The sequence below is a fragment of the Ferranicluibacter rubi genome, from assembly GCF_011603255.1.
In the GTDB taxonomy this organism is placed as follows: Bacteria; Pseudomonadota; Alphaproteobacteria; order Rhizobiales; family Rhizobiaceae; genus Ferranicluibacter; species Ferranicluibacter rubi.
Genome location: NZ_JAANCM010000009.1, coordinates 96,861 through 120,674, shown reverse-complemented (window position 1 = coordinate 120,674; position 23,814 = coordinate 96,861). Strand labels below are relative to the sequence as shown.

Sequence of the window (23,814 nt, the reverse complement as noted above, 5' to 3'; positions counted from 1 at the left end):
CCCCTTCAAGCCGCCGCGCCGATGATGTCGGCATAGCCGTTGGCTTCTAGATCCAGCGCCAGCGACTTGTCGCCGGTCTTAATGACCTGGCCCTTGTAGAGGACGTGGACCGTATCCGGCACGATATATTCCAGCAGGCGCTGGTAGTGCGTGATGACGATCACGGCGCGATCCGGCGACCGCAGAGCGTTCACGCCATCGGACACGATCTTCAGTGCGTCGATATCGAGGCCCGAATCGGTTTCGTCGAGAATGCAGAGGCTCGGCGCGAGCAGCGCCATCTGCAGGATCTCGGCGCGCTTCTTCTCACCGCCGGAGAAGCCGACATTGAGCGGCCGCTTCAGCATATCCGGGTTGATCTTCAGCTCGGCGGCCGCTTCCTTGACCCGGCGGATGAAATCCGGGGTCTTCAGCTCTTCCTCGCCGCGATACTTCCGCTGCTCGTTCATTGCCACCTTGAGGAACTGCATGGTGGCAACGCCCGGGATTTCGACCGGGTACTGGAAGGCGAGGAAGATGCCCTTCGCGGCACGCTCCGACGCGTCGAGCTCAAGAATGCTCTCGCCGTTGTACAGAATGTCGCCTTCGGTAACCTCATAGTCTTTGCGGCCCGAAAGAATGTACGACAGCGTCGATTTTCCCGAACCATTCGGCCCCATGATGGCCGCAACTTCCCCGGCCTTCACGGTCAGGTTCAATCCGCGAATGATCTCGGTGCCATCCTCGGCGATCCGGGCATGGAGGTTTCTGATTTCAAGCATTGGTCATTCCTTCCGGCGGCCAGTGGCGATCACGACCAATGGCTTCTTTTGATTCTGAAAGACGATGGCAGCCTCGCGGTATCTCTTCGCGAACGTCATCCTCGGGCTTGTCCCGAGGATCTGCAGTCGTCTCAATTATGATTGCCCCACATCATCATGTTCGCGTGCGCACGATAAAGGTTGTCGATTTCATCGCTACGTTCAAACAGATCGGTCCACGGATGACGAAGAGAGCAAAGCGGTCCTAGAGCTGCATCAGCCCACAGACCCCTCAAGCGAAATCCCGATCAGCTTCTGCGCTTCAACCGCAAATTCCATCGGCAGTTCCTGGATGACTTCCTTGACGAAACCGTTGACGATCAGCGCGATCGCCGCTTCTTCCGGGATGCCGCGCTGCAGGCAGTAGAACAGCTGGTCCTCGGAGATCTTGGAGGTCGTCGCCTCGTGCTCGAACTGCGCCGTCGAGTTCTTCGCCTCGATGTAGGGCACCGTATGCGCCCCGCAGCGATCGCCGATCAGGAGCGAATCGCACTGGGTGAAGTTGCGCGCGTTCGTCGCCTTGCGGTGAGCCGAGACCTGGCCGCGATAGGTATTCTGCGACACGCCGGCAGCGATGCCCTTGGAGATGATACGGCTCGACGTGTTCTTGCCGAGATGGATCATCTTCGTGCCACTGTCGATCTGCTGGTGGCCGTTCGAGACCGCGATCGAGTAGAACTCGCCGCGGCTGTCGTCGCCGCGCAGGATGCAGGACGGGTACTTCCAGGTGATCGCGGAGCCGGTTTCGACCTGCGTCCACGAGATCTTCGACCGGTTGCCGCGGCAATCGCCGCGCTTGGTGACGAAGTTGTAGATGCCGCCCTTGCCGTCCTTATCGCCCGGATACCAGTTCTGGACCGTCGAATACTTGATCTCGGCATCGTCGAGCGCAACGAGCTCGACCACGGCCGCATGCAGCTGGTTCTCGTCGCGCTGCGGTGCCGTGCAGCCTTCGAGATAGGAGACGTAAGCGCCCTCTTCCGCGATGATCAGCGTCCGTTCGAACTGACCGGTGCCCTTTTCATTGATGCGGAAATATGTGGACAGCTCCATCGGGCAGCGAACGCCCTTGGGGACAAAGACGAACGAGCCATCGGTGAAGACCGCCGAATTCAGCGTCGCATAGTAGTTGTCCGTGGTCGGAACCACGGTGCCGAGATACTTCTTCACCAGATCCGGATGCTCGCGGACGGCTTCCGAGATCGACATGAAGATCACGCCGGCCTTCTTCAGCTCCTCCTTGAAGGTCGTGACGACCGACACCGAGTCGAACACCGCATCTACCGCGATCTTCGAGGTCTTTACGCCGGCCAGCAATTCCTGCTCGCGCAGGGGAATGCCGAGCTTCTCATAGATCTTCAGGATCTCCGGATCGACATCGTCGATGGAGGTCGGGCCGGGCGTGCTCTTCGGCGCGGCATAATAGGAGATCGCGTTGAAATCGATCTTCGGATAGTTGACGCGCGCCCAGTCCGGCTCGGTCAGCGTCAGCCAGCGGCGATAGGCCTCCAGACGCCATTCGAGCATCCAGTCGGGCTCATCCTTCTTGGCGGAAATGAACCGGATGATCTCTTCGGACAGGCCGTTCGGGGCCTTGTCCATCTCGATCATCGATTCGAAACCATACTTGTACTGGTCAACGTCGATCAGCTTCACCTGATCGATTGTTTCCTGCACGGCAGCCATGTCATTCTCCCGTCTTGCCGGATGTCAAGGATCCGGCCCTCTGTGAGGCACGATTGTGTCGTGCCGTCTATGTAATGGGCCGAGCGGGCAGTTTCACCCTTTTTCGGCCACGGAAACTCAGCTTTCACACGCTTTCTTTAGGCCGCCGCGACATTCGACCGGCGGCGCCCGGCGATCCGGGCAAAGATGTCGATAACGCGGTCGATCTCCTCGACCGTTGTCGTGGGCCCGATCGAGATACGCAGCGCCCCAAGCGACGGATCTTGCCCCATCGCCATCAGCACGTGGCTCTGACCCACCTTGCCGGAAGAGCAGGCCGATCCGGCAGACAGGGCAACCCCTTCCAGATCGAAAGCGATCTGCCCCGTCTCGGCTTTCAACCCGGGAAGGCTGAAGAATGTCGTATTCCCGACGCGCACGGTATCCGCGCCATGGATCAGGACGTCCGGCGCGGACGTCCGCATACCGGCTTCCAGCCTGTCGCGCAAAGTCGTTACCTGCGAAGGGTAAACGCCAAGTGCATCCTTCGCCGCACGCGCTGCTGCTCCGAAGCCAGCAAGCGCCGCCGGATTCTCGGTGCCGGAGCGATGCCCCTTTTCCTGACCGCCGCCATGGATCAGCGGACGGGGCATCAGCACCTCGCCGCGTGCGACAAGCGCACCAGCACCTTTCGGACCGCCGATCTTGTGCGAGGCAAGAATGAGAAAATCCGCACCCAGATCCGAGATCGACACCGGCACGCGGCCGATGGCCTGAACCGCATCCACGACCAGCAAACCGCCTGCTGCCTTCACACGCTCGGAAACCTGCGTGATCGGCTGGATGACACCGGTCTCGTTGTTGACGAGCATGACGGCCACCATCGGAATGCCCTCTTCCCGCGGATGGACTGCCAGAGCCCGATCAAGCGTATCGAGATCGGTCGTTCCCGCCTGTGTCACCGGCAACTCCTGGACACGATCTTTCGGAAAGCGTCCACCCTCGCGCACGGCGGGATGCTCGATGGCCGAAACATAAAGCCGCCCGATGCCGAGCGGTGTCCGGCCCATACGGAAATCCGGGGTCAACACCATATTGGCCGCTTCCGTCGCGCCGCTGGTAAAGGTGACGCAGGCAGGCTCGGCCTCGCAGAGCCCAGCCACGTCCCGGCGCGCAGCCTCGATCACCGTCTTGAGCCGCCGGCCTTCCGCATGAACGGAGGAACCGTTGCCCGTCAGGTCGAACGCGGACAGGAACGCGTCGCGCGCGACGGCCGAGATCGGCGCCGTTGCGTTCCAGTCCATGTAGATCCGTGCCATGGCCATATCGACCGTCCGTATCCTCTCCCTCACGCATGATGCGTCAGGTGATCTGTTCTTGCCAAAAGCGCCTGCCGGCCCATCTAAACCGGAGCAGGCACCGCATTTTCCTTGAAGTTTTCGCTTCGCTTGCCGTAAGAGACGACACCTGCACGCACGCCGTGCCAAGTTTTGAATGGTTCTAAACTGGTTTTAGAAAAGCTGAGTGCTTTCGTCAAGACTGCTCGGCCGTCTTATCCGCTTATCGGAACCATGCTCACGCCGGAGACCCAATGCCCGAAGTCATTTTCAACGGACCCGCTGGCCGACTGGAAGGCCGCTATCAGCCTTCCAAGCAGAAGAATGCCCCGATTGCGATCATTCTGCACCCCCACCCCCAGTTCGGCGGGACGATGAACAATCAGATCGTCTACCAGCTCTTCTATATGTTCCAGAAGCGCGGCTTTACCACACTGCGGTTCAACTTCCGCTCCATCGGCCGCAGCCAGGGCGAGTTCGATCACGGCGCCGGTGAACTGTCCGATGCCGCCTCGGCGCTCGACTGGGTGCAGAGCATGCATCCCGACAGCAAGAGCTGCTGGGTCGCAGGCTATTCTTTCGGCTCGTGGATCGGCATGCAGCTTCTGATGCGCCGCCCCGAAATCGAAGGCTTCATCTCGGTCGCCCCGCAGCCCAACACCTATGACTTCTCGTTCCTGGCACCCTGCCCCTCCTCCGGCCTGATCATCAACGGCGATGTCGACAAGGTTGCGCCGGAAAAGGACGTCAACACGCTGGTCGAGAAGCTGAAGACCCAGAAGGGCATCCTGATCACGCACCGCATCATCCCCGGCGCCAACCACTTCTTCAACGGGCAGGTGGATACGCTGATGGGCGAGTGCGAAGACTACCTCGATCGCCGCCTGAACGGCGAACTGACGCCGGAGCCTGCGGCGAAGCGCATCCGCTAAAGCCAATGGCAAACGTCGTTATCGATACGAATGTGCTGACAAGTGCCTATATCGGTCGCGGCGCCTCTTCGAAGATCATCGAGCTTTGCCTTTTGAAGACATTGACGCCGGTTCTGTCGGCGTCGCTTTTCCTGGAGTACAGAGACGTCCTGTCCCGTGAGGCGATTTTTGGCAGGGCGCGTCTCGACAGTCTGGAACGCAGCCTGCTGCTGCGCGCCTTTGTATCGACATGCCGATGGCACGACATCTATTTCAGCTGGCGGCCGAATCTCGTCGATGAAGCCGACAATCACGTTTTCGAATTGGCTGTCGCCGCAAACGGCGCTACGATCGTGACGAACAATATCCGGGACTTTCGGTCCATGGATCTCAAGTTCCCGGAGATCGTCATCGAGACGCCCCAGTCGCTGTTGCAAAGGATGATGCCATGAACGCGATCGTCATTCCGGTGTCCCAAGACACGGCAGAGAAGGTTGCGCGCATTGCCGGCGAACGCGGCGTGAGCGTCGAGACATTGATGTCGGACGTCGCTGTGCATATGGTCGAACAATTCGAAACCCACAAGCTCTACCTCCAAGAGGCCGAACGTGGACGCCACGAGATCGACGAAGCATTGGAGCTTCTGAGACGTCCTTGATCCCCGTCGATCATGGCTTTGGATTGAGAATACCCCCGCTCATCGGCTCCCGCACGCCCGTTGTCCCCGGAAACGTCAGCGGCAGACCGCGCAGCGACCGCACCGCGAGATAGGCCCAGGCTTCCGCCTCCATCGCGCCACCATCCAGCCCCACGGCATCGGACGATACGACGCGGGCGCCGTTCTCCGCCGCCAGCACCGAGAATTCACGCATGATAACCGGATTGAGCCGACCTCCTCCTGAGACGATATAGGTCTTCGGCCGGGCCGGCAGATGCGTCGCGCAGCGCAGGATCGCGGCACCTGTGACATAGGCGAGCGTGCGGGCGCCGTCTTCCAGCGAGACCTCGCCCTTGGCAGGCGGCGCGAAATCACCGCGATCGAGCGAACGGCGAAGATTGCCCGAAAAGAACGTGTGGTTCAGGTATCGGGCTGCAACATCAGGCACGACGGCGCCTGCCGCAGCAACGGCACCGCCGGCATCGAACGCCCCGCCGCCATGGGCCTCGATCCACTGGTCGATCAGCATGTTTCCGGGTCCGCTGTCGAAGGCCGAGAGGTGTCCATCGTCACCAACGAAGGTCAGGTTGGAAATACCGCCGATATTGACGAACACGACAGGCCCTTCGAGATCGCCCGGCAGATTGGCGGCAAGCGCCTGATGATAGACGGGGATGAGCGGCGCCCCCTGCCCGCCGGCCACCATGTCGGCCGCACGCATGTCATGGATGACGTTGATCCCCGTTTCCGCCGCCAGGAGAGCCCCGTCGTGAATCTGCACGGTCAGCCCGGCGTCCGGACGGTGCAGCACCGTCTGCCCGTGGAAACCGATCACATCGATATCGGAGGACTTCAGCCCGTGAGCATGGAGGAAGTCGTGAACGGCAACGGCATGCAGCAGCGTCAGGTCCCGCTCGATGCGCGCAAGGTCTCCCGGACGCTCGGCGCGATGCCGGATCGCGCCCGCCATGACAAGAGCTGCCTTCAGCCGTGCACGAAATCCGCTGTCATAGGAAAGCCCGTGCGACGGGCCGCGCCTGACGATCGCCTCGCCGTCGGTCTCCACGAGCGCGATGTCGATCCCGTCCATGCTGGTACCGCTCATCAGCCCTATCGCCGTCTTCACCGCCGTCATTTCATGTCACTCCCGCCGAATCGCGTCGGCGATCCCTGTCTGCAACATTCATGACCGAGACGGATGCACTTCGCAAAAAACAATGCTAAAGGCCCGGCTTCAGCCAGATTGAAGAGTTCAGGTCCATGTCCAGGTTCAAGTCCGATTTCCTCCGCACCCTCGACGAGCGCGGCTTTCTCCACCAGCTCTCCGATGAGAGCGGGCTGGATGCGCTGTTCCAGAAGGAGGTCGTGACGGCCTATATCGGCTATGACCCTACCGCATCGAGCCTGCATGTCGGTCACCTCACGCAGATCATGATGCTGCACTGGCTGCAGGAAACCGGCCACCGGCCGCTCTCTCTGATGGGCGGCGGCACCGGCATGGTGGGCGACCCCTCCTTCAAGGAAGAAGCCCGCAAGCTGATGACGGTGGAAACGATCGAGGAGAACATCGCCTCGATCAAGCGCTGCTTTGCCAACTACCTCGATTATGACAAGCCCGGCAACGCCGCGCTGATGGTCAACAACGCCGAATGGCTGCGTCCGCTCAATTACCTCGAATTCCTGCGCGATGTCGGCCGGCACTTCTCCGTCAATCGCATGCTCTCCTTCGACAGCGTCAAGACGCGGCTCGACCGCGAGCAGTCGCTCTCGTTCCTCGAATTCAACTACATGATCCTGCAGGCCTACGACTTCGTGGAACTGGCCAAGCGCTACGACTGCCGCCTGCAGATGGGCGGCTCCGACCAATGGGGCAACATCGTCAACGGCATCGATCTCGGCCACCGCATGGGCACGCAGCAGCTCTACGCGCTCACCTCGCCGCTGCTCACCACGTCGTCGGGCGCGAAGATGGGCAAGTCGGCCTCCGGCGCGATCTGGCTGAACGCCGAATTGCTGCCGGTCTATGACTTCTGGCAGTATTGGCGCAACACGGAAGATGCCGATGTCGGCCGCTTCCTCAAGCTCTTCACGACGCTGCCCATGGACGAGATCGCAAAGCTCACGGCCCTTGGCGGCGCCGAGATCAACGAGGCGAAGAAGACGCTGGCAACCGAGGTGACCGCGATCCTGCACGGCCGCGCCGCTGCAGAGGCGGCTGCCGAGACCGCGCGCAAGACCTTCGAGGAAGGTGCGCTCGCCGAAGACCTGCCGTCCATCACGATCCCGGCCGCCGAACTCGACGCCGGCCTCGGGCTCCTGACGCTGATCGTCCGCTCCGGCCTCGCCGCCTCCAACGGCGAAGCCCGCCGCCATATCCAGGGTGGCGCCGTCCGCATCAACGATGTCGCGATCTCAGACGAGCGCAAGGCCATCGGCACAAGCGAACTGACCGCAGACGGCGTGATCAAGCTGTCGCTCGGCAAAAAGAAACACATCCTCGTTCGCCCGTCGTAAGACGAGCAACAAGCAATCCTATCGAGACTTACGCCGAGGCATCGGGCAGCAATCCCTGCCCGATGCCTTTTGCGTTCAGCCGCACGCACACTCCCCGTCCTCAGTTGAACTCGAAAATATTCCGGAACACGCCCGGCGCGATGATCGACAGGGGGTTGATGGTCAGGTTCGGTTTGGTGAAGGAGCCTGTCAGCTTGAAGGTGATGCCGAGCAGGCCGCGGTCGCGGCCGTTGCCGAGAAGGGTGCCGATCAGCGGCAGTTCGCTGAAGAGGCGGTTGAGGCCGTAGGCCGGCATGAAAGTGCCGGTCATGTCGATCTTGCCGTTCGGGTCGCGCACGACGCCCTGAAACGTCGCGCCGACGTCGCTGCCACGCACGACGCCGTTGTCGAGGGCGATCTGCCCGCCGTCGAGCGCCAGATTGGCAAAGCCGCGCTCGAACTTCGCCGAGCTCATGTCGATATCCTTCTTGACCGCCTGGTTCAGGCTCCGCCCATCGGATGTCGAGGGAGAGGAGACCATCGACTGCAGCCGCTGCTCGTTGACGAGCGCGAATTTGCGGATATCGAGCGTTCCACGCCAGGAATTGCCGCCGCGGTCCCGGAGCTTCAGGTTCAAAAGGCCGCCGCGCATGTTGGCGTAGATATCGGCGAACCGGGCAAGAGCGCCTGCATCGCCGCTCGTCAGCTGCACGATATTGTCGGCGCCGGACGCCACGAGATCGCCGACCACGGCCTGTCCGGTGGAGGTCACCGCCTTCAGCTTCAGTCCCTCGATCGCCTTTCCGCGGGCGGTGTACGTCAGGTTGACGTTGGAGAGCGTTTCCGAGTGAAAACCTTGTACGCTCTCCAGCGAGGCATCGATCGAGATGCGCTTGGCCGCCGCTTGGGAAACGTCGCCTTTCGCGCCCGGCGACTTCAGGCTGTCGATGACCGAGCGAATATCGGCCGAGGTGCCGTTGACGGTCACGCCGTAGCCGCTCTTTTGCCGCTTCACCGAGACGGCGTAGTTGTCGCCGGCAGCAAGCCGCACGGAGGTGAGGTCTGCGGCGGCCAGGCCGGCCTTGTCGATGGTGATCGATCCGCCGGCCCCAAAGCTCTCGCCCGAGATCTTGAAGTCGCTGATCGACGTCACCCCGTCCCTCGTCACCGCCGAAAGGCTCGAGGTCGCCGGCACGCCGCGCCCCTTGCTCCAGCCGATCCACGGCAGAGAGAGGGTCGCACCTTCCAGATCGACCTTGACCACCTGCCGGTCACCCTCCTGCAGGTCCACGTCGAGACCGACCGGTCCATCGACGATGCCGGAGAGCCCCGGTGCGAACTTGGCGAGCGCGCCGTCGGGCAAGGTGCCGGAGACGGTGCGGCTGCGCTTGACCGGGCTGTTCGCCCCGATCGGTTCCACCGCGTCGAGCTTCATCGTGACGCCATCGACCGCCGCCTTCGCGTCGAGAACGGCATGCTGAGGGTCGATGCGCAACGTTCCGTCGATGTCGGAGATCTCGCGACCGGCCATCGGCGTCTTCAGCGAAACGCCGTTCAGGCGCATTTCCGCCTGCCATTCCGGCGGCGGCGGGTGCTGGTCGCGGGCAAGCCCGAACCGGGCACCGACATCCGCCGTCATGGGGCCGGAGAAGTCCTCCGCCTTGAATGGGGTCTTCTGCAGGGCTTCCAGAGGCCGATAGCTCACGAGTTCGGCGATCGCATCCGCCTCGCCGGTCACCTGCAGCTTGAGTTCCGCCATCAACGGCTTGGCATAGGTATTCGGGAGGATGAGGTTTCCGCCATTGAGCGTCACCGTCCGCCCGGACGGAAAATAAGCCGTACCGCTGTTGATATCCACCTGGGCGCGCGCGCCCCGCAGCGTGAAATGCCCCGTCGCATCGCGCAACGGCGGTATGTCGCCGGCAATATTGACCCGCGCGCCGCCGATGTCGAAATCGATCGTCAATTCGTCTGCGCCGAACTCGACCGGGCCGGCGGTTTCCGCCAGACGCCCTTCCTCGATCGCCAGCTGGATCTTGCCGTTGTTGACGGTGCCGCCGAAGATATTTGAAATCACCCAGGCACGGGCCTTCTTGCCGACCCACCAGGGCCAGAGCTGCTTGATGCCGGCCGTCTGCATGTCCGTGGTCAGGCCCGCAAAATTGATCTGCGGCGACGTGTTCGAAAACGCGATCGAAAGGGAACCGGCGAAGGTGCCGAGGTTGCTGGCGACGGAAAGCTCGCGGAACAACAGCGCATGCCGCTCGGACTGGAAGTCGCCTGCGACCTTCGCATCGAAGGTCAGCGGCGGCTCGTTGACGTCGATCGGGGCGGATGTTCCGCCCTTCACCAGCACGTCGATGCTGAAACCCTTCGGCAGAGCCAGCGAGATCGGGTCCGACGGCGGCGTTGCCTGCGAAAGCGTCGCGGCCGGCGCCATGGATGCCGCGCTCGTCGAATCGATATCGCGGACGGAGCCGCTGAACGGGAACACCGACTTGCCGAGGCGGACCGTCGAGGTGTTCACCTCGATGCTACCGCGATCGAAATCATAAGCGAGATTGACATTGGACGGCAGGAGATCGGATTGCAGGCCGCTTGCGACGAAGACGCCCTGATCGAGGGCTCCGGACATGGTCAGCTCGGGCGCAACGCCTTCACCGGACCGCACGGCAGAGAGGTTGATCGAGGCCTTGGTATCGAGACCGAACGGTGGCTCGGTCGCGGTCTCCGCACGGTAGAGCAGGGCCGAGGTGGGCAGGCCGGTCACGGCGCCGCCGAGGCGGACGATGCGTCCCTTGTCACTGTCGGCCGTCAGCTGCAGCGCCGTCGATGTCCCGTCGATCGCGGCATCGCCGCGGATCGTCATGGACCCGTTCTCGGCACGGGCAAAATCGAGCGAGTGAACGTCGAGCTTCACCACGCGGTTGCGCGGCCCGGAAAGCGGCAGCATCACATCGGCGATACGCACCACCTGCGTGCCACTGCGGGCGATCAGGCTGGAGATCGTATCCATCTGCGCAAAGACGGCCTCCATCGCCCCGCTGACATCGGCGATGCGGATGCGGGTGAGGTCGAGAGGCTTGCCCTGCGGCAGGATAGCCGGTGCGAGACGCGCACCTTCTGCCTCGATGCGGGAGACGGAAATCTTGCCGGACAGGAGCGAAAGCGGATCGAGCTCGATGAAGACCGATTCGGTGGTCAGCAGTTGCTCGTCGGAGGCACTGCGCTTCAGCGAGACATCCTGCGCTTTCAGCGCCAGCGCGCCATCACCGGTCAGGCGCACCACGGTGCTTCCCACATCGACATGATAGGCATCGCCGAGCGCATTGTTCAGCGCCGCCTGGGCGCGCGTATTCAAAATGCGGTCGATTCCGCCGGCTTCCACAGCGACGACGAGGCCGGCGGCAAGCAGGATCAGGACGGAGACGAGCCCGAGAACACCCTTGACGCAACGGCGCGGCCAGCGGCGACGCGTGGTCGCATGCAGGATGCAGGGATCGTGCGCCTGGGCCGAAGGCAGCGAATGCAACGCGACGATGTCCTCCTTGCGGAAGACGGTCTTTTCACCCCGGATCTCACTCATGAGCGGTGTCGGCCTCTGCGAAGGTCGAAAAATGCATGTCTCGGCAATATCCCGTGGCTCGAGGCGTAAGCCCTATTTAACAAATCAATTCGGTCATCCATTCATCCTGCCTTTCGGCAAACGATGCGGCAACCGGCGTTGAGGTCTTGCGCCACGAAAACCGTGTGCGCCGGCGAACATGAAGCCGATGACCATGATAAATGACACGAGCCGTCAAACCGCCGTCCACGATCGGCCATTCTCCCAGCGGGGATGACGGCGTACCACTTTGCACCATATAAGTGAGGCGACAAATGGTCGGAACGGCGTATTTCATCAATATCCGCCGACACACCGTACAGAAAACAGGAGCCAACATGACCGTCATCGCCACAGGCGCAAAGGCGCCGGACTTCAATCTGCCGCGAGACGGCGGCGGAACCGTCTCGCTCGCCGAGCAGGCAGGCCGCCAGGTCGTGCTCTTCTTCTACCCCAAGGACGACACCACCGGCTGCACGGCCGAATCGATCGCCTTTACCGCAAACATCAAGGCATTCGAGGCCGCCAATGCGGTCGTGATCGGCATGTCGCCCGACTCGGCAAAGAAGCACGACAAGTTCGTCGCCAAGCACGATCTCGCCGTGATTCTTGCGGCGGACGAGGAGAAGACGACCCTTGAAGCCTATGGCGTCTGGGCCGAGAAAAGCATGTACGGCAAGAAATACATGGGTGTGGAGCGTACCACCGTTCTCATCGGACCGGATGGAGTCGTCACGCGGGTGTGGGAAAAGGTCAAGGTTCCCGGCCACGTCGAAGAGGTCCTTGCCGCCGTTCAGGCCGCAACCGCGTGAGCGACGAAGCGATGGCGGGAGGCTCTCCAGAGGCTCCGTCCTCCGGCAGCGTAGCGACGGGTTCACTCGCGATGCGATCGCTGCGCGACGGTGCCGCCCTCGCCATTCGCGCCTCCGATCTCGACCTCAAGGCGGATCTCGCCCAGGAGGCGGCGCGTCGCTGGAGCGAGCGGCGCCTGTCCCTACGCTCGCCGCTCGACACACCCGTACCCGTCCGCCCCGGCCGCCCGGAAAAACCGGAGCTGATACCGCCCCAGCGCGTCCCGCGCCGCGCGCTGACGACCCTGCGCGGGCGCATCGCTCTCCTCCATGCCATTGCCCATATCGAGCTGAACGCCGTCGATCTTGCGCTCGACATCGTCGCGCGGTTTGCGACGGAGCGCGTACCGAACTCGTTCTTCGATGGCTGGATGCGGGTCGCCTTCGAGGAGGCGAAGCATTTCCGGCTGGTGCGCAATCGCCTGCGCGATCTCGGTGCCGAATACGGAGACCTTCCGGCCCATGACGGGCTGTGGCAGGCGGCACACGACACCCGCAACGACCTGACTGCGCGTCTTGCCGTCGTTCCCCTCATCCTCGAAGCCCGTGGCCTCGACGTGACGCCCGCTCTGCAGGAAAAGATGCGCCAATCCGGCGACGACGCCAGTGCCGCCATTCTCGACATCATCTACGAGGATGAGAAGGGCCATGTGGCCGTTGGCGCCAAGTGGTTTCGCTTCCTCTGCGCCCGCGAGGGCAAGGACCCGGCCCGCGCCTTTCAGGATCTCGTTCGCGCCAATTTCCGCGGCCCCCTGAAGGCGCCGTTCAACGATGTCGCCCGCGCAGAAGCCGGACTGACGCCGTCCTTCTACCGCTCGATGACGGCCTCGGTGAACATCTGAGACAGTGCATTCACCGGGCGACATCAAGCAAATATTAACCTTAACAAGGTCTACTCCGCGCATGGATTAAGGGCATGCTGCGGGAGTAAATTGTGTCTCAGAGTTCGGGAAGCCCGATATTCGGCAAGCGCAAGGAACAGCCGATCCTGATCCTCGCCCGTGGTGAAAAAGTCCACCACATGACGGTGCGTCCGTGGATGACCGCCGTCGGCGTCTCGCTCGGTGCCCTCTTTGCCATCGGCTACCTCGCCTCGACCTCCTATCTCGTCTTGCGCGACGACCTGATCGGCGGCACCATGGCACGTCAGGCGCGCATGCAGCACGATTACGAGGATCGCATCTCGGCGCTACGCGCTCAGGTCGATCGCGTCACCAGCCGCCAACTGCTCGACCAGCAGGTGGTGGAGGAGAAGGTCGAGAAACTTCTCCAGCAGCAACAGGCCCTCACCTCGCGCCACGGCAAGCTCGGCTCCCTCATCGAGCGCGCTGAGGAATCCGGTCTTGCCGATCCCGGCACCGACAAGGTCGAGACCGAAAAGCATGCGGACGCCACCGGCGGCATCCAGGCCATCGAACGTCTGATGGGCCTTGCCGCAAAGACAGCGCCCAAGGGGCCGGCGCTTGCCTACGCCGCTCCCTTCACCCGCACCGACGCGCGCGGCGGCGATACGATCACCGATCGCGCCGACCGCCTGTTCTCGCGCGTCACCCATTCTCTGAAGGATATAGAGCGCTCGCAGAAGGACAGGATCGCGACACTCACGTCCGGCGCCATCAGCGCAACCGATGCCATCGAGACCATCGTCGCCCGCACGGGCCTCTCCGTCACGCCCGATCCGGCAGATGCCGACGAAGCGCGTGTGCGGAGCGGCGGCGACAGCACGGATACCGCCATGGGCGGTCCCTATGTCGAGCCGGAAACGAAGGATGTCTTCGACCGTCAGCTGGTCGAACTCGATACCGCGCTCGTGCGCCTCGAACAGGTGCGCGGCGAAGTCCGCAAGTTGCCGTTCAGCAACCCGGCGCCGCAGAGCGACATCACCAGCCAGTTCGGCAATCGCATGGATCCGTTTCTCGGCCGACTGGCGCTGCACGCCGGCATCGATTTCCGGGTCGCCACCGGCACCAGCGTCCGCTCGACGGCGCCGGGCAAGGTCGTCGTTGCCGGCCGCAACGGGGGCTATGGCAATATGGTCGAGATCGATCATGGCAATGGTGTCAGCACGCGCTACGGGCATCTCTCGACCATTCTCGTCAATGTCGGCGACGTCGTGAAGGCCGGGGACGCCATCGCGCGCTCCGGCAGCACCGGCCGCTCCACCGGCCCGCACCTCCATTACGAGGTCCGGCTTCACGGCGATGCCGTCGATCCTATGCGCTTCCTGAATGCGGGGATGAAGCTCAGCAGCTATATCGACTGAAACGCTTCCCAAAAAGAAATTCCGTCCCATATTCAGGGTGTTCGAGCCGGATTCCCCGACTTGACGCGTCTCGATCGCCGCAAAGCGCCAGTTTTCTTGACTTTCCGCAAGCTTGGGCCTATGAGCGCCCACGACGGACCTCGAGAGCGCGGCCCGCGGCACCAGAGTTCGTTAGAACCGGAACGGAAACAGATTTCCCTTTGACAACGTTTGCTGATCTTGGCCTGAGCCAAAAAGTTCTCTCCGCCGTCACCGATGCGGGCTACACGATCCCGACGCCCATCCAGGCGAACGCCATTCCGCCGGCGCTGATGCGCCGCGATATCCTTGGGATCGCGCAGACGGGAACGGGCAAGACGGCCTCCTTCGTGCTGCCCATGCTGACGCTGCTCGAAAAGGGCCGCGCCCGGGCGCGCATGCCGCGCACGCTGATCATGGAACCGACGCGCGAACTCGCCGCGCAGGTCGCCGAGAACTTCGAGAAGTACGGCAAGAATCACAAGCTCAACATTGCGCTTCTCATCGGCGGCGTCTCGTTCGACGAGCAGGACCGCAAGCTGGAACGCGGCGCCGACGTGCTGATCTGCACACCCGGCCGACTGCTCGACCATTGCGAGCGCGGCAAGCTGCTGATGACGGGCGTCGAGATCCTCGTCATCGACGAAGCCGACCGCATGCTGGACATGGGCTTCATCCCCGATATCGAGCGCATCGCCAAGCTCATTCCCTTCACGCGCCAGACGCTGTTCTTCTCGGCCACAATGCCGCCGGAAATCCAGAAGCTGGCCGACCGCTTCCTGCAGAACCCCGAGCGCATCGAGGTGGCCCCACCCTCCTCGACCGCCAAGACCGTGACGCAACGCTTCGTCGCCACGCACGGCAAGGATTACGAGAAGCGCGCCATCCTGCGCGATCTCATTCGCTCGCAGGACGAGTTGAAGAACGCGATCATCTTCTGCAACCGCAAGCTCGATGTCGCTGATCTCTTCCGCTCGCTCACCCGCCACGGCTTCTCCGTCGGTGCGCTGCATGGCGACATGGACCAGAGCTCGCGCACCAAGATGCTCGCGGGCTTCAAGGACAATGCGATCACGCTGCTCGTCGCCTCCGACGTCGCCGCCCGCGGCCTCGACATCCCGGATGTGAGCCACGTGTTCAATTTCGACGTTCCGATCCATGCCGAGGACTACGTCCACCGGATCGGCCGCACGGGCCGCGCAGGGCGCTCGGGCGCCGCCTTCACGCTGGTTAGCCGTCGCGATGTGAAAGCGGCCGATGCGATCGAAAAGCTCATCGATCAGAAGATCGAATGGCACAATGGCGGTCTCGACGATCTGCCGGCGCCGATGGAAAGCACCGACAGCGGTCGTTCCGAGAAGAAGGGCGGCCGTGACGGCAAGCGTCGCGGACGCGAGCGGGAGCGCGATCATGCCCCGCGCCACGTCGTGGACCACAATCCCGATGCGCAGCGCCCCTACGGTACGAAGCCGGATGGCTACAGCGCCGAGAGCTACAAGCCGGATGCGGTGAAGGCGGAAGCCATCAAGGCCCCCGGTCACAAGCCTGACATCAAGACAGACGATACTCATCTCCAGACCGAATCGGTGCAGCCAAGGATTGAACCCGTGAGAGCAGAACGCAAGGCAGACCCGAAGCCGCAGAACGCCGGCCCCCGGAACCATCGCCCGGCGTCGCCTGCCAACGACGACAATCGCGACCGCCGCAATCGCTATCGCCGCGACCATGACGACGGCCCGACCCCGGTCGGCTTCGGCGACGAAATTCCCGCCTTCATGCTGGTTGCCGGCAAGGCCTGATCGGCTTTTCTGAGACAGCTCAAGCGCAGTGTGTTCCATGAACCGCTGCGCTTCCTGCGTTCTGCTGTACAGGCAGAGCGCTCTGCGTTGTTGTGCCTGACAGTGGAGGTCCCCTTGACGACATCGAAGCCTGCCGCTCCCGGTATCGATTTCCCAGGCGTCGGCTGCGGCCTCGCTATCCTGCGCGACAACCAAATCCTCCTCTGCCGCCGGCTGAAGGCGCCGGAACAGGGACACTGGACCATCACGGGCGGCAAGGTCGACATGATGGAGGACAGCCGTTCCGCGGCACGTCGCGAGGGCGTGGAAGAAAGCGGGCTCGCGATCGGCGACGCCATCGACTTTCTCTGCGTCAGCGAGCATGTGCTCGATGCGGACCGGCAGCACTGGATCTCGCTGATCTACGTCACGCGCGATACGCACGGCGATCCTCTGGAGACCGAGCCGGATAAGCTGGCGGATATCGGATGGTACGATCTCGACGCCCTGCCCGCGCCGCTCTCCCGCTTTGCGGCGGATGCGATCGCGGCTCTTCGGACCCAGAGCCTACTTGGCTGAGCGCACCGCCGCCTCATAGGCAAGCCGCGCCCAGCGCGTCATTTCATCGGGATCATCGAGCGCTGCATCGGGGATCGACCAGTAGGGCATGAAAACCGGCTTCTTGCCCGCCTTTCCCTCATAGCTCCACTGGCGGGCACCGGCCGCCTCGAAGAGGGACGCGCTCTCGCGATCCGCCTTCAGCATAAGCTCGCTGTTGAGATCGATCGCCACGATCAGCCCGTTGCGATAGACGCCCTTGCCGCCGAACATGCGTTTGATGGTCACCGGGCCAAGCCCGGAAAACAGATCCTCGATCGCTTCGATATCCATTCGCTATCCCTTCAGCACACCACCGGCCGCAGCGATCGCTTCCGGCGTGTCGAGATCGAGATGGGCGGCCGGGCCAATATCGACATCGACGACCGGCAGTCCGCCTGTCTCGATCACGTGCCGCGCGCCGACATCGCCTTCGAGCTTGCGGAGCGCGGGAAACAGCGCGCGCGGCAGGATCACCGGGTTGCCCCGCTTGCCACCATAGACGGCGCGCACGACGGCCTGTCCACCTTGTTCTTCAAAGGCCGCAATCAACCGCCGCACATCCCCAGCCGTTACCCCGGGCATGTCCGCCAGCAGCACCAGCATCCCATCCGCCTCGGGTCCGATACCGTCGAGGCCCGCGATCAGCGACGACGCCATGCCCGAAGCAAAGTCGTCATTGTGCATGAACACCAGATCAAGCCCGGACAGCGCCCCCCGGATCTCGCCCGCCCGATGTCCGGTCACGATCGTCACCGGCTCGCGGCTCGCGGCAAGCGCCACCTCCGTGGTCCGGCGCACCAGCGGCATGCCGTCGAATTCCGCCAGCAGCTTGTGATGCCCCGCCGTACCCATGCGGCTCGCCTGACCGGCCGCAAGCACCACGGCGCGCACGATGAGCGGGCGTATCGCCTGAACACCGTTCCCATCCACCTCGCTACGAGCGCGTGGGCGCGGACGCGTCGGGATTTCCGCCAGCAGCCCGCCGACGCCCATGCCCGTGATCTCCCGCGCGCCCACCGTCTCGCCCGCAAGGATCCGGTCCAGCACCCAATCAAAACCGTTCTCCTTCGGGCTACGCGCGCAACCGGGCGCGCCGATGATCCTGACATTGCCGAGGGTACCGAGCACGAGAAGATTGCCCGGATCGACCGGCATGCCCAAATGATCGACCTCGCCACCGGCCGCACGGATTGCAGCCGGAATGACATCGTCCCGATCCGTCACCGCAGATGCGCCGAACACGATCACCAGACGCGACTGGTCGCGGGGTTCCGCCACCGCGTTGCGGATCGCTTCGGCGACCGCATTCTGCTCGTGCGCCACACGGACGTCACCCGTCAGACGGCTTCCCGACCGGCGCAACCGATCCTCCAGCACGCGCCGCGTCTTGTCCATCACTTGCACCTTCAAAGACGGGAGCAGGGTCGAGACGAGCGTGACGTCGCGCGGGATGAACGGCTTGATGGCAAAGGCTGGTGCTTCCGCAAGAATCGAGGCGGCCTGCTCTGCACGTCGCCGATCCACAGCAAGCGGAATGATCTTGATCGTCGCCACCATATCACCGGCCCGCACCGCCACATGATCGGCAAGACAGGCGAGCGTGATGGCGGGGTCGATGCGGTTGAAGCGGTCCACACGGTCGCGCGTCGCGACGAAGAGACCATCCTCGGCCGCGTGCAGGTTCAGGCGGCCGGTCGAGGCCGGTGAGAATGTCAGGTAATCCGGCACGATTCCGGCCGCGATCAACGTCGCCGCCTCGTCCTCGCCGATATCGTCAGGCCCGAGACGGGCAACGACCACCCGATCCATGCCGATGGCAGCAAGGGCCGCAACATCCGTGGCGCCAAGACGCGTCCCCTTGGCAAGCCGTCCCTCCGGAAGCGCCACGGCATGCGCCAAAATACCCTCTTCCGCGTCGCCGAGCGGCACCGGACCGAACCTCATGCGCCGACCGTCCCGAGAGCGGAAACAGTCTCCACAACAGACCGCATTCGAAGCGCCTGAATGATATCGGCCAGAATCGACACCGCGATCTCCGCAGGCGTCGCGGCTCCGATGTTCAGCCCGATGGGCGCGGAGATGCGCGCGATGGCCTCCGGCGTCAGCCCCAGTGCCTGAAGGCGCTCGACGCGCCTGTCATGCGTCTTCCGGCTGCCGAGAGCACCCACGTAGAAACAGCCGGCCTCCAGCGCTGCCTTCAACGCGGCATCGTCGATCTTCGGATCATGCGTGATGGCCGCAAGCGCCGTATAGGCATCGAGCGGCCGTTGCGGCAGCACGTCTTCCGGCCAGTCCGCAATGAGATCGACGCCGCCGAACCGCTCCGGCGTCGCAAAGGCCGTCCGGGGATCGATGACGAGAGCGGAAAACCCTGCCATCTCCGCCATCGGCACCAAAGCCTGGGCGATATGCACCGCGCCGATGATCACGAGCCGCGGCGGCGGACGGTAGATGTTGACGAAACAGAGCCCGTCGGCGGCCAGCCGCGACACGCCGGTCACGAAGGCAGCCCTGACATCGTCAGGCCCCTCCTCGCCCTCGGCGAAAACGCGCGCGCGGCCTGTCGCAAGATCGGTCAGGCAAGCCACGGCGCGCCGATGACCATGCAGTTCGTTGAGCCGGCTAAGAGACGTCAGGTCCAGCCCGGCGCCGACCGTCTGCACGAGGACCCGTATCTGCCCGCCGCATGACAGGCCGACCTGCCAGGCCGTCTCGTCGGCCACGCCGAACGAGAGCACACGAGCCTCGCCCGAAGCGACCACGTCCACCGCTTCAGTCACCACCGCCCCTTCCACGCATCCACCGGAAACGGAACCATCGAAATTTCCGTCTTCATCGATGACGAGGTGGCTGCCGACCGGCCGCGGCGCAGACCCCCACGTTTCGATCACTGTGGCGAGCGCAACCGCCCGGCCCTGCTGGCTCCAGGCCTGTGCAAGCAGGAGGGGATCATGCGCATCTGCATCATTCGTCATGGAAATATCCCTGATCGTGCCACCGGAACAGGCCGTCAGCCAGGCGGTTGCCGCAAGACGACCGATATAGTGCGTGGGCCACTGGTTTTCAGCCATGCCGCCCGCGGATTTTCCGCGATCACTTTGCGCCATCGTCATTTCGCTCCGAGCAGCCGGAGGCCCCCTTCCAGCCTGTTCTCAAAGTCAAAACATGGGCATCTCCGGAAGAACCGACCGTTTTCCTTTGACGCGCGTCCCCGGATTGCCGAACATGCAGGACCGGCGTCCCGTCGCAAACATTGCCAACCCGCCCGGTCAGCTCCGAGCCTTGAAAGATCCATGTCCCGCGTCCTCGTTCTCATTCCTGCTTTCGCACTCGCCGCCGGCATGGCATCCGGTGCCGCCGCTGCCGGGCTGAAGGTCGGCGTCGTCGCCCCCGTCGAAGGCCCGCTCGCTCTGCTTGGACGGCAGGTTCTAGAAGGCGCGCGGTTCCAGGCGGAGGCCCGCGGCTCCGAGGTCGTCGCCATTCCCGAAACCTGCGAGGCTAACGATGCCGAGACCTTGAAGGCCGCCGTCGCTGCGGCGGGCGCCGAGGCACTGGTCGGCTTCCTCTGCACCGAGAGCCTCGAAGCCGTCCTGCCGACGCTTGCCGGCACCGGCATCCCCGCCGTCACCCTGAGCGTCCGCTCCGATATCCTCATGGAAGATGCGCGCAAGAACAACTGGCCGTTCTACCGGCTGGTGCCGAACGCCCGCAGGGAAGCCGAAAAGATCGCGAGCATCATCATCGAGCGCTGGAAGGGCGAGCCTCTCGCTCTGATCGACGACGGCACGATCCATGGGCGCGACCTCGTGGAAGGCGTGCGGTCGGCTCTGGCCGAGACGGGCCTGACGCCCGTCTTCACCGATACCTACCGCCCGGCGCAGGAGCAGCAGATCAGTCTCGTGCGCCGCCTCGCCCGCAGCGGGGCGACCCATGTTCTGATCGGTGGCGACCGGAGCGACGCCGCGATCATCGCGCGAGACGCCCGCAGCGAAAAACTCCCGCTGACGCTCCTGGGCGGCGAAGCGCTGGATGCGGCCGACCAGCCGGTTCCACTGGCAGACGGCGTCCTCGCCGTCACATTGCCGGAAGCCGCGACCCTGCCAGAGGCGACCGCCACCGCGGCGGCGATGCGCGCCGCCAATATCGTGCCCGACGGCTATGCCCTGCCCGCCTTCGCCGCGATGACCTTGGCTGAGCAGGCGAAGGACCGCGCGCTGAAGGACGGCACGCCGCTGGCCGATGCACTGCCAAAAGCGCCCTATCCCACCGTCATCGGAACCATCCGGATCGATGCCGGCCACGAACTCGCGGACAATCCCTACAGGCTGATGGAATGGCGCCAAGGCCGCTTCGTGGATGCGCCGCCGCCGGGCGAATGAGGGCCGCGACATGACGATGCAACGTGGGCCACGAAATGCGCTGACCGATGTTCCCGGGCTCACGGTCGGCCATGCGCAGGACGACCGGCTGAAATCCGGCGTGACCGCCATCCTCTGCGATCCCCCGGCCGTTGCCGCCGTCTCGATCATCGGGGGCTCGCCCGGCACGCGCGAAACCGACCTGCTGGAGCCTCATAACAGCGTGCAGACCGTCGATGCGATCTGCCTTGCCGGCGGCTCCGCCTTCGGCCTCGATGCCGCATCGGGCGTGCAGGCCGCCCTCCGCGCGATGGGCCGTGGGCTGAAAGTCGGTCCCGCCATCGTGCCGATCGTCCCGGCCGCCATCCTGTTCGACCTCAACAATGGTGGCGACAAGAATTGGGGCACCTATGCGCCCTATCGCGACCTCGGCTACACAGCCGCCATGGCCGCCACAAGCGACGTCGCGACCGGAACCATCGGTGCCGGCACGGGCGCAAACACCGCCACCGTCAAGGGCGGCCTCGGTACCGCATCGACCGTCCTTGCGAACGGCATCACCGTCGGCGCGCTTGCCGCCGTCAACCCGCTCGGCTCCGCGACCGTCGGCGACACCGCCTGCTTCTGGGCGGCCCCCTTCGAGCTGGACGACGAGTTCGGCGGACGGGGCCTGCCCATGCCCCTGCCGGCCAACGCGACGGCCATCCGCACCAAGCTCGATGCCGTCACGCCGATGGCCAATACGACCATCGCCGTCATCGCCACGGATGTCTCCCTGACGAAAGCCGAAGCCAAGCGCCTCGCCGTCGCGGCGCATGACGGGTTCTCCCGCGCGCTCTGGCCGTCGCATACCCCTCTCGATGGCGATCTGATCTTTGCCGTCTCGACGGGCAGACGGCCCGGCAATCTCAGCCCTGCGGATTTTCTCAGCCTCTGCGCCGCCGCCGCCGCCACGATGGCACGGGCGATCGCGCGCGGCGTACATGATGCGACACCGGCCGAAGGCGATATCAAGCCGTGCTGGCGCGACCTGCGGCCCACATCGCCCTGAGAGCCCCGACATTGCCGCTCCCGTCCACCAATGCTACTGCATCGGCACTCGGACCGGAATCGGTTCAGGGAGAGATGATGCAGCCGTTTTCCTTGCGTCGAAGCGACGGAAACGCGTCCCGGAGATTTGAGCATGCCGCTTCCCATTCGTATCGCCCCGTCCATTCTCGCTTCCGATTTCTCGCGGCTCGGTGAAGAGGTGCGCGACGTCGTGGTCGCCGGTGCTGATTGGGTGCATCTCGACGTGATGGACGGCCATTTCGTGCCCAACATCACCTTCGGCCCGGATGTCGTGAAAGCTCTGCGTCCCATCACGGACGCTCCCTTCGACTGCCACTTGATGATTTCTCCCGCCGATCCCTATCTCGAAGCGTTCGCCAAGGCCGGATGCGACAGCATCACCGTACATGCCGAGGCCGGGCCACACCTGCACCGCTCGCTCCAGACGATCCGCAACCTCGGCAAGAAGGCCGGCGTCGCCATCAACCCGGCAACGCCGGAAGCCACCGTCGAATACCTGCTCGATACGGTGGATCTCGTGCTGGTGATGACCGTCAATCCCGGCTTCGGCGGCCAGAAATTCGTGGAGCCGACCCTCGACAAGATCCGCCGGGTCCGCAGCCTGATCGGCGACCGGCCGATCGACATCCAGGTCGATGGCGGCATCACCGAGGCGACGATTGCAACAGCCGCTGCTGCCGGCGCAAACGTTTTCGTCGCGGGATCCGCGATCTATGGCGGCGGCTCGCCCGAGGCCTATCGCACGGCGATCGAGAAGCTCCGTACGCTTGCGGAAGGCGGTCGCGGATGACCAGCGACGGCGGCCCGCCGCGGCTGCCGACAGTCGCCCCACGTCCGAGCCTCGGCAGGACGGTCGCAGACCGGTTGCGCGCCGGCTGGCAGGGTGCAACGCGCCACCTGCTCCTCGCGCCGGTCTGGGGGCTCCTGATGTCGCTCTGCGCCTTCGCCTCCCTGTTCCTGCACGGGCGCGCCGGAACGGGCCACACCGTGTCGGTTCTGGTCCTCTATTTCGTCGGCGGCATGCTCGCATTGCCGATCAGCATCTTCGTCTCGCGGGCACTTTCGCTCGGCCAGCGCGCCGAAACACGCTTTGCCTGCACGTTCCTTTGCCTGACCCTTCTGACGATCGGCATGACGGCTTTTCTGTTCGCCATGCAGTATCGCCTGTTCTTCTCCCGCTGGCACGCACCCTTCGCCACTCGCATCTGGTTCTACCAGTTCGCCTTCACCAGTGCGGGCGCCGTCTACCAGTTCATCGTCATGGGCGTCCGGCTCTATCTGCCGATAGGACTTCCCGCACTTCTCGGCATGAGCTTGTGGCTGACACGGGACGATGAGCACGGGCGCGGAAACACCCTTCGGCGTTGAGCTTGCCGGACATCTTTGATAGAGGCTCGGCCAACGATA

General features: G+C 63.9%; 21 protein-coding genes. 13 read left to right on the top strand and 8 right to left on the bottom strand.

The annotated features are described in order from the left end of the window. Positions 1-5: 5 nt before the first annotated feature. The 3 genes from sufC to G8E10_RS17285 all read right to left on the bottom strand — a co-directional run bounded on the left by sufC (position 6) and on the right by G8E10_RS17285 (position 3,790). The gene (gene sufC / locus G8E10_RS17295) at positions 6-761 is read right to left on the bottom strand and encodes a Fe-S cluster assembly ATPase SufC (RefSeq protein ID WP_062593062.1); all 756 of its coding nucleotides are present in this window, start codon (positions 759-761) and stop codon (positions 6-8) included. Positions 762-1,016: 255 nt separating this feature from the next. Next, the gene (gene sufB / locus G8E10_RS17290; RefSeq protein WP_110727906.1) at positions 1,017-2,486 is read right to left on the bottom strand and encodes a Fe-S cluster assembly protein SufB; all 1,470 of its coding nucleotides are present in this window, start codon (positions 2,484-2,486) and stop codon (positions 1,017-1,019) included. Between the two features lie 137 nt (positions 2,487-2,623). Continuing rightward, entirely contained in the window at positions 2,624-3,790 is a 1,167-nt protein-coding gene (locus G8E10_RS17285; RefSeq protein ID WP_167130064.1) for a cysteine desulfurase family protein, read from the bottom strand. A 266-nt stretch (positions 3,791-4,056) separates the two neighbouring features. Between G8E10_RS17285 and G8E10_RS17280 the strand changes: the two genes are divergently transcribed. From G8E10_RS17280 to G8E10_RS17270, 3 genes are read left to right on the top strand one after another with little or no spacing between them, the layout of a single operon-like run. Further along, positions 4,057-4,734, top strand: coding sequence for an alpha/beta hydrolase (locus G8E10_RS17280; protein ID WP_167130063.1), 678 nt, complete (start codon positions 4,057-4,059; stop codon positions 4,732-4,734). A 5-nt stretch (positions 4,735-4,739) separates the two neighbouring features. Next, the gene (locus G8E10_RS17275) at positions 4,740-5,165 is read left to right on the top strand and encodes a putative toxin-antitoxin system toxin component, PIN family (protein WP_167130062.1); all 426 of its coding nucleotides are present in this window, start codon (positions 4,740-4,742) and stop codon (positions 5,163-5,165) included. Further along, the gene (locus G8E10_RS17270; protein ID WP_132441875.1) at positions 5,162-5,371 is read left to right on the top strand and encodes a hypothetical protein; all 210 of its coding nucleotides are present in this window, start codon (positions 5,162-5,164) and stop codon (positions 5,369-5,371) included. Before G8E10_RS17275 ends, G8E10_RS17270 begins: the two co-directional genes overlap by 4 nt. Positions 5,372-5,381: 10 nt before the next feature. Here G8E10_RS17270 and G8E10_RS17265 read toward each other — a convergent pair whose 3' ends face one another. After that, entirely contained in the window at positions 5,382-6,506 is a 1,125-nt protein-coding gene (locus G8E10_RS17265; protein ID WP_167130061.1) for an anhydro-N-acetylmuramic acid kinase, read from the bottom strand. A 125-nt stretch (positions 6,507-6,631) separates the two neighbouring features. Here G8E10_RS17265 and tyrS point away from each other — a divergent pair, with 125 nt between their 5' ends. Continuing rightward, positions 6,632-7,885 carry a tyrosine--tRNA ligase gene (tyrS, locus tag G8E10_RS17260; protein WP_110798949.1) on the top strand — a complete coding sequence of 418 codons (1,254 nt, stop codon included), beginning with the start codon at positions 6,632-6,634 and terminating at the stop codon, positions 7,883-7,885. Between the two features lie 100 nt (positions 7,886-7,985). Here tyrS and G8E10_RS17255 read toward each other — a convergent pair whose 3' ends face one another. Further along, positions 7,986-11,450 (bottom strand): DUF3971 domain-containing protein, encoded by a 3,465-nt coding sequence (locus G8E10_RS17255; RefSeq protein WP_167130060.1) that lies wholly within the window; start codon positions 11,448-11,450, stop codon positions 7,986-7,988. A gap of 356 nt (positions 11,451-11,806) precedes the next feature. On the opposite strand from G8E10_RS17255, the gene G8E10_RS17250 reads away from it, so the two are divergent. The 5 genes from G8E10_RS17250 (at position 11,807) to G8E10_RS17230 (ending at position 16,957) form a co-directional block, all read left to right on the top strand. Continuing rightward, complete coding sequence (locus tag G8E10_RS17250) at positions 11,807-12,280, top strand: peroxiredoxin (RefSeq protein WP_167130059.1); 474 nt, start codon at positions 11,807-11,809, stop codon at positions 12,278-12,280. A gap of 71 nt (positions 12,281-12,351) precedes the next feature. After that, a complete protein-coding gene (locus tag G8E10_RS17245) occupies positions 12,352-13,161 on the top strand; it encodes a ferritin-like domain-containing protein (RefSeq protein WP_167130160.1) in 810 nt (269 codons plus the stop codon). A 92-nt stretch (positions 13,162-13,253) separates the two neighbouring features. Continuing rightward, positions 13,254-14,582 carry a M23 family metallopeptidase gene (locus tag G8E10_RS17240; RefSeq protein WP_245419845.1) on the top strand — a complete coding sequence of 443 codons (1,329 nt, stop codon included), beginning with the start codon at positions 13,254-13,256 and terminating at the stop codon, positions 14,580-14,582. Positions 14,583-14,782: 200 nt separating this feature from the next. Next, positions 14,783-16,399, top strand: a complete 1,617-nt coding sequence (locus G8E10_RS17235) for a DEAD/DEAH box helicase (protein WP_110798953.1) — start codon at positions 14,783-14,785, stop codon at positions 16,397-16,399. Positions 16,400-16,513: 114 nt separating this feature from the next. Further along, complete coding sequence (locus G8E10_RS17230; protein WP_167130058.1) at positions 16,514-16,957, top strand: NUDIX domain-containing protein; 444 nt, start codon at positions 16,514-16,516, stop codon at positions 16,955-16,957. Here G8E10_RS17230 and G8E10_RS17225 read toward each other — a convergent pair. From G8E10_RS17225 to G8E10_RS17215, 3 genes are read right to left on the bottom strand one after another with little or no spacing between them, the layout of a single operon-like run. Next, entirely contained in the window at positions 16,946-17,269 is a 324-nt protein-coding gene (locus G8E10_RS17225) for a TfoX/Sxy family protein (RefSeq protein WP_167130057.1), read from the bottom strand. The genes G8E10_RS17230 and G8E10_RS17225 overlap by 12 nt on opposite strands. A gap of 3 nt (positions 17,270-17,272) precedes the next feature. Then, entirely contained in the window at positions 17,273-18,922 is a 1,650-nt protein-coding gene (locus tag G8E10_RS17220) for an NTP transferase domain-containing protein (RefSeq protein ID WP_167130056.1), read from the bottom strand. Further along, positions 18,919-20,085: an XdhC family protein gene (locus G8E10_RS17215; protein WP_281517631.1), complete on the bottom strand. Its 1,167-nt coding sequence runs from the start codon at positions 20,083-20,085 to the stop codon at positions 18,919-18,921. The genes G8E10_RS17220 and G8E10_RS17215 overlap by 4 nt, the downstream gene beginning before the upstream one ends. 186 nt (positions 20,086-20,271) lie before the next feature. Here G8E10_RS17215 and G8E10_RS17210 point away from each other — a divergent pair, with 186 nt between their 5' ends. The 4 genes from G8E10_RS17210 to G8E10_RS17195 all read left to right on the top strand — a co-directional run bounded on the left by G8E10_RS17210 (position 20,272) and on the right by G8E10_RS17195 (position 23,775). Next, positions 20,272-21,357: an ABC transporter substrate-binding protein gene (locus G8E10_RS17210; protein WP_167130055.1), complete on the top strand. Its 1,086-nt coding sequence runs from the start codon at positions 20,272-20,274 to the stop codon at positions 21,355-21,357. 16 nt (positions 21,358-21,373) lie between these two features. Beyond that, on the top strand, positions 21,374-22,387 hold the full coding sequence (locus G8E10_RS17205; protein WP_167130158.1) for a P1 family peptidase: 1,014 nt from the start codon (positions 21,374-21,376) through the stop codon (positions 22,385-22,387). Between the two features lie 132 nt (positions 22,388-22,519). Then, on the top strand, positions 22,520-23,197 hold the full coding sequence (rpe, locus tag G8E10_RS17200) for a ribulose-phosphate 3-epimerase (protein WP_167130054.1): 678 nt from the start codon (positions 22,520-22,522) through the stop codon (positions 23,195-23,197). After that, the gene (locus tag G8E10_RS17195) at positions 23,194-23,775 is read left to right on the top strand and encodes a hypothetical protein (protein WP_167130053.1); all 582 of its coding nucleotides are present in this window, start codon (positions 23,194-23,196) and stop codon (positions 23,773-23,775) included. Before rpe ends, G8E10_RS17195 begins: the two co-directional genes overlap by 4 nt. Positions 23,776-23,814 lie beyond the last annotated feature (39 nt).

What these genes read in the sequence shown, in the direction of transcription:
- sufC (WP_062593062.1), bottom strand. Translation starts at nt 761, where the DNA reads ATGCTTGAAATCAGAAACCTCCATGCCCGGATCGCCGAGGATGGCACC.
- sufB (WP_110727906.1), bottom strand. Translation starts at nt 2,486, where the DNA reads ATGGCTGCCGTGCAGGAAACAATCGATCAGGTGAAGCTGATCGACGTT.
- G8E10_RS17285 (WP_167130064.1), bottom strand. Translation starts at nt 3,790, where the DNA reads ATGGCCATGGCACGGATCTACATGGACTGGAACGCAACGGCGCCGATC.
- G8E10_RS17280 (WP_167130063.1), top strand. Translation starts at nt 4,057, where the DNA reads ATGCCCGAAGTCATTTTCAACGGACCCGCTGGCCGACTGGAAGGCCGC.
- G8E10_RS17275 (WP_167130062.1), top strand. Translation starts at nt 4,740, where the DNA reads ATGGCAAACGTCGTTATCGATACGAATGTGCTGACAAGTGCCTATATC.
- G8E10_RS17270 (WP_132441875.1), top strand. Translation starts at nt 5,162, where the DNA reads ATGAACGCGATCGTCATTCCGGTGTCCCAAGACACGGCAGAGAAGGTT.
- G8E10_RS17265 (WP_167130061.1), bottom strand. Translation starts at nt 6,506, where the DNA reads ATGACGGCGGTGAAGACGGCGATAGGGCTGATGAGCGGTACCAGCATG.
- tyrS (WP_110798949.1), top strand. Translation starts at nt 6,632, where the DNA reads ATGTCCAGGTTCAAGTCCGATTTCCTCCGCACCCTCGACGAGCGCGGC.
- G8E10_RS17255 (WP_167130060.1), bottom strand. Translation starts at nt 11,450, where the DNA reads ATGAGTGAGATCCGGGGTGAAAAGACCGTCTTCCGCAAGGAGGACATC.
- G8E10_RS17250 (WP_167130059.1), top strand. Translation starts at nt 11,807, where the DNA reads ATGACCGTCATCGCCACAGGCGCAAAGGCGCCGGACTTCAATCTGCCG.
- G8E10_RS17245 (WP_167130160.1), top strand. Translation starts at nt 12,352, where the DNA reads ATGCGATCGCTGCGCGACGGTGCCGCCCTCGCCATTCGCGCCTCCGAT.
- G8E10_RS17225 (WP_167130057.1), bottom strand. Translation starts at nt 17,269, where the DNA reads ATGGATATCGAAGCGATCGAGGATCTGTTTTCCGGGCTTGGCCCGGTG.
- G8E10_RS17220 (WP_167130056.1), bottom strand. Translation starts at nt 18,922, where the DNA reads ATGAGGTTCGGTCCGGTGCCGCTCGGCGACGCGGAAGAGGGTATTTTG.
- G8E10_RS17215 (WP_281517631.1), bottom strand. Translation starts at nt 20,085, where the DNA reads ATGGCGCAAAGTGATCGCGGAAAATCCGCGGGCGGCATGGCTGAAAAC.
- G8E10_RS17210 (WP_167130055.1), top strand. Translation starts at nt 20,272, where the DNA reads ATGTCCCGCGTCCTCGTTCTCATTCCTGCTTTCGCACTCGCCGCCGGC.
- G8E10_RS17205 (WP_167130158.1), top strand. Translation starts at nt 21,374, where the DNA reads ATGCAACGTGGGCCACGAAATGCGCTGACCGATGTTCCCGGGCTCACG.
- rpe (WP_167130054.1), top strand. Translation starts at nt 22,520, where the DNA reads ATGCCGCTTCCCATTCGTATCGCCCCGTCCATTCTCGCTTCCGATTTC.
- G8E10_RS17195 (WP_167130053.1), top strand. Translation starts at nt 23,194, where the DNA reads ATGACCAGCGACGGCGGCCCGCCGCGGCTGCCGACAGTCGCCCCACGT.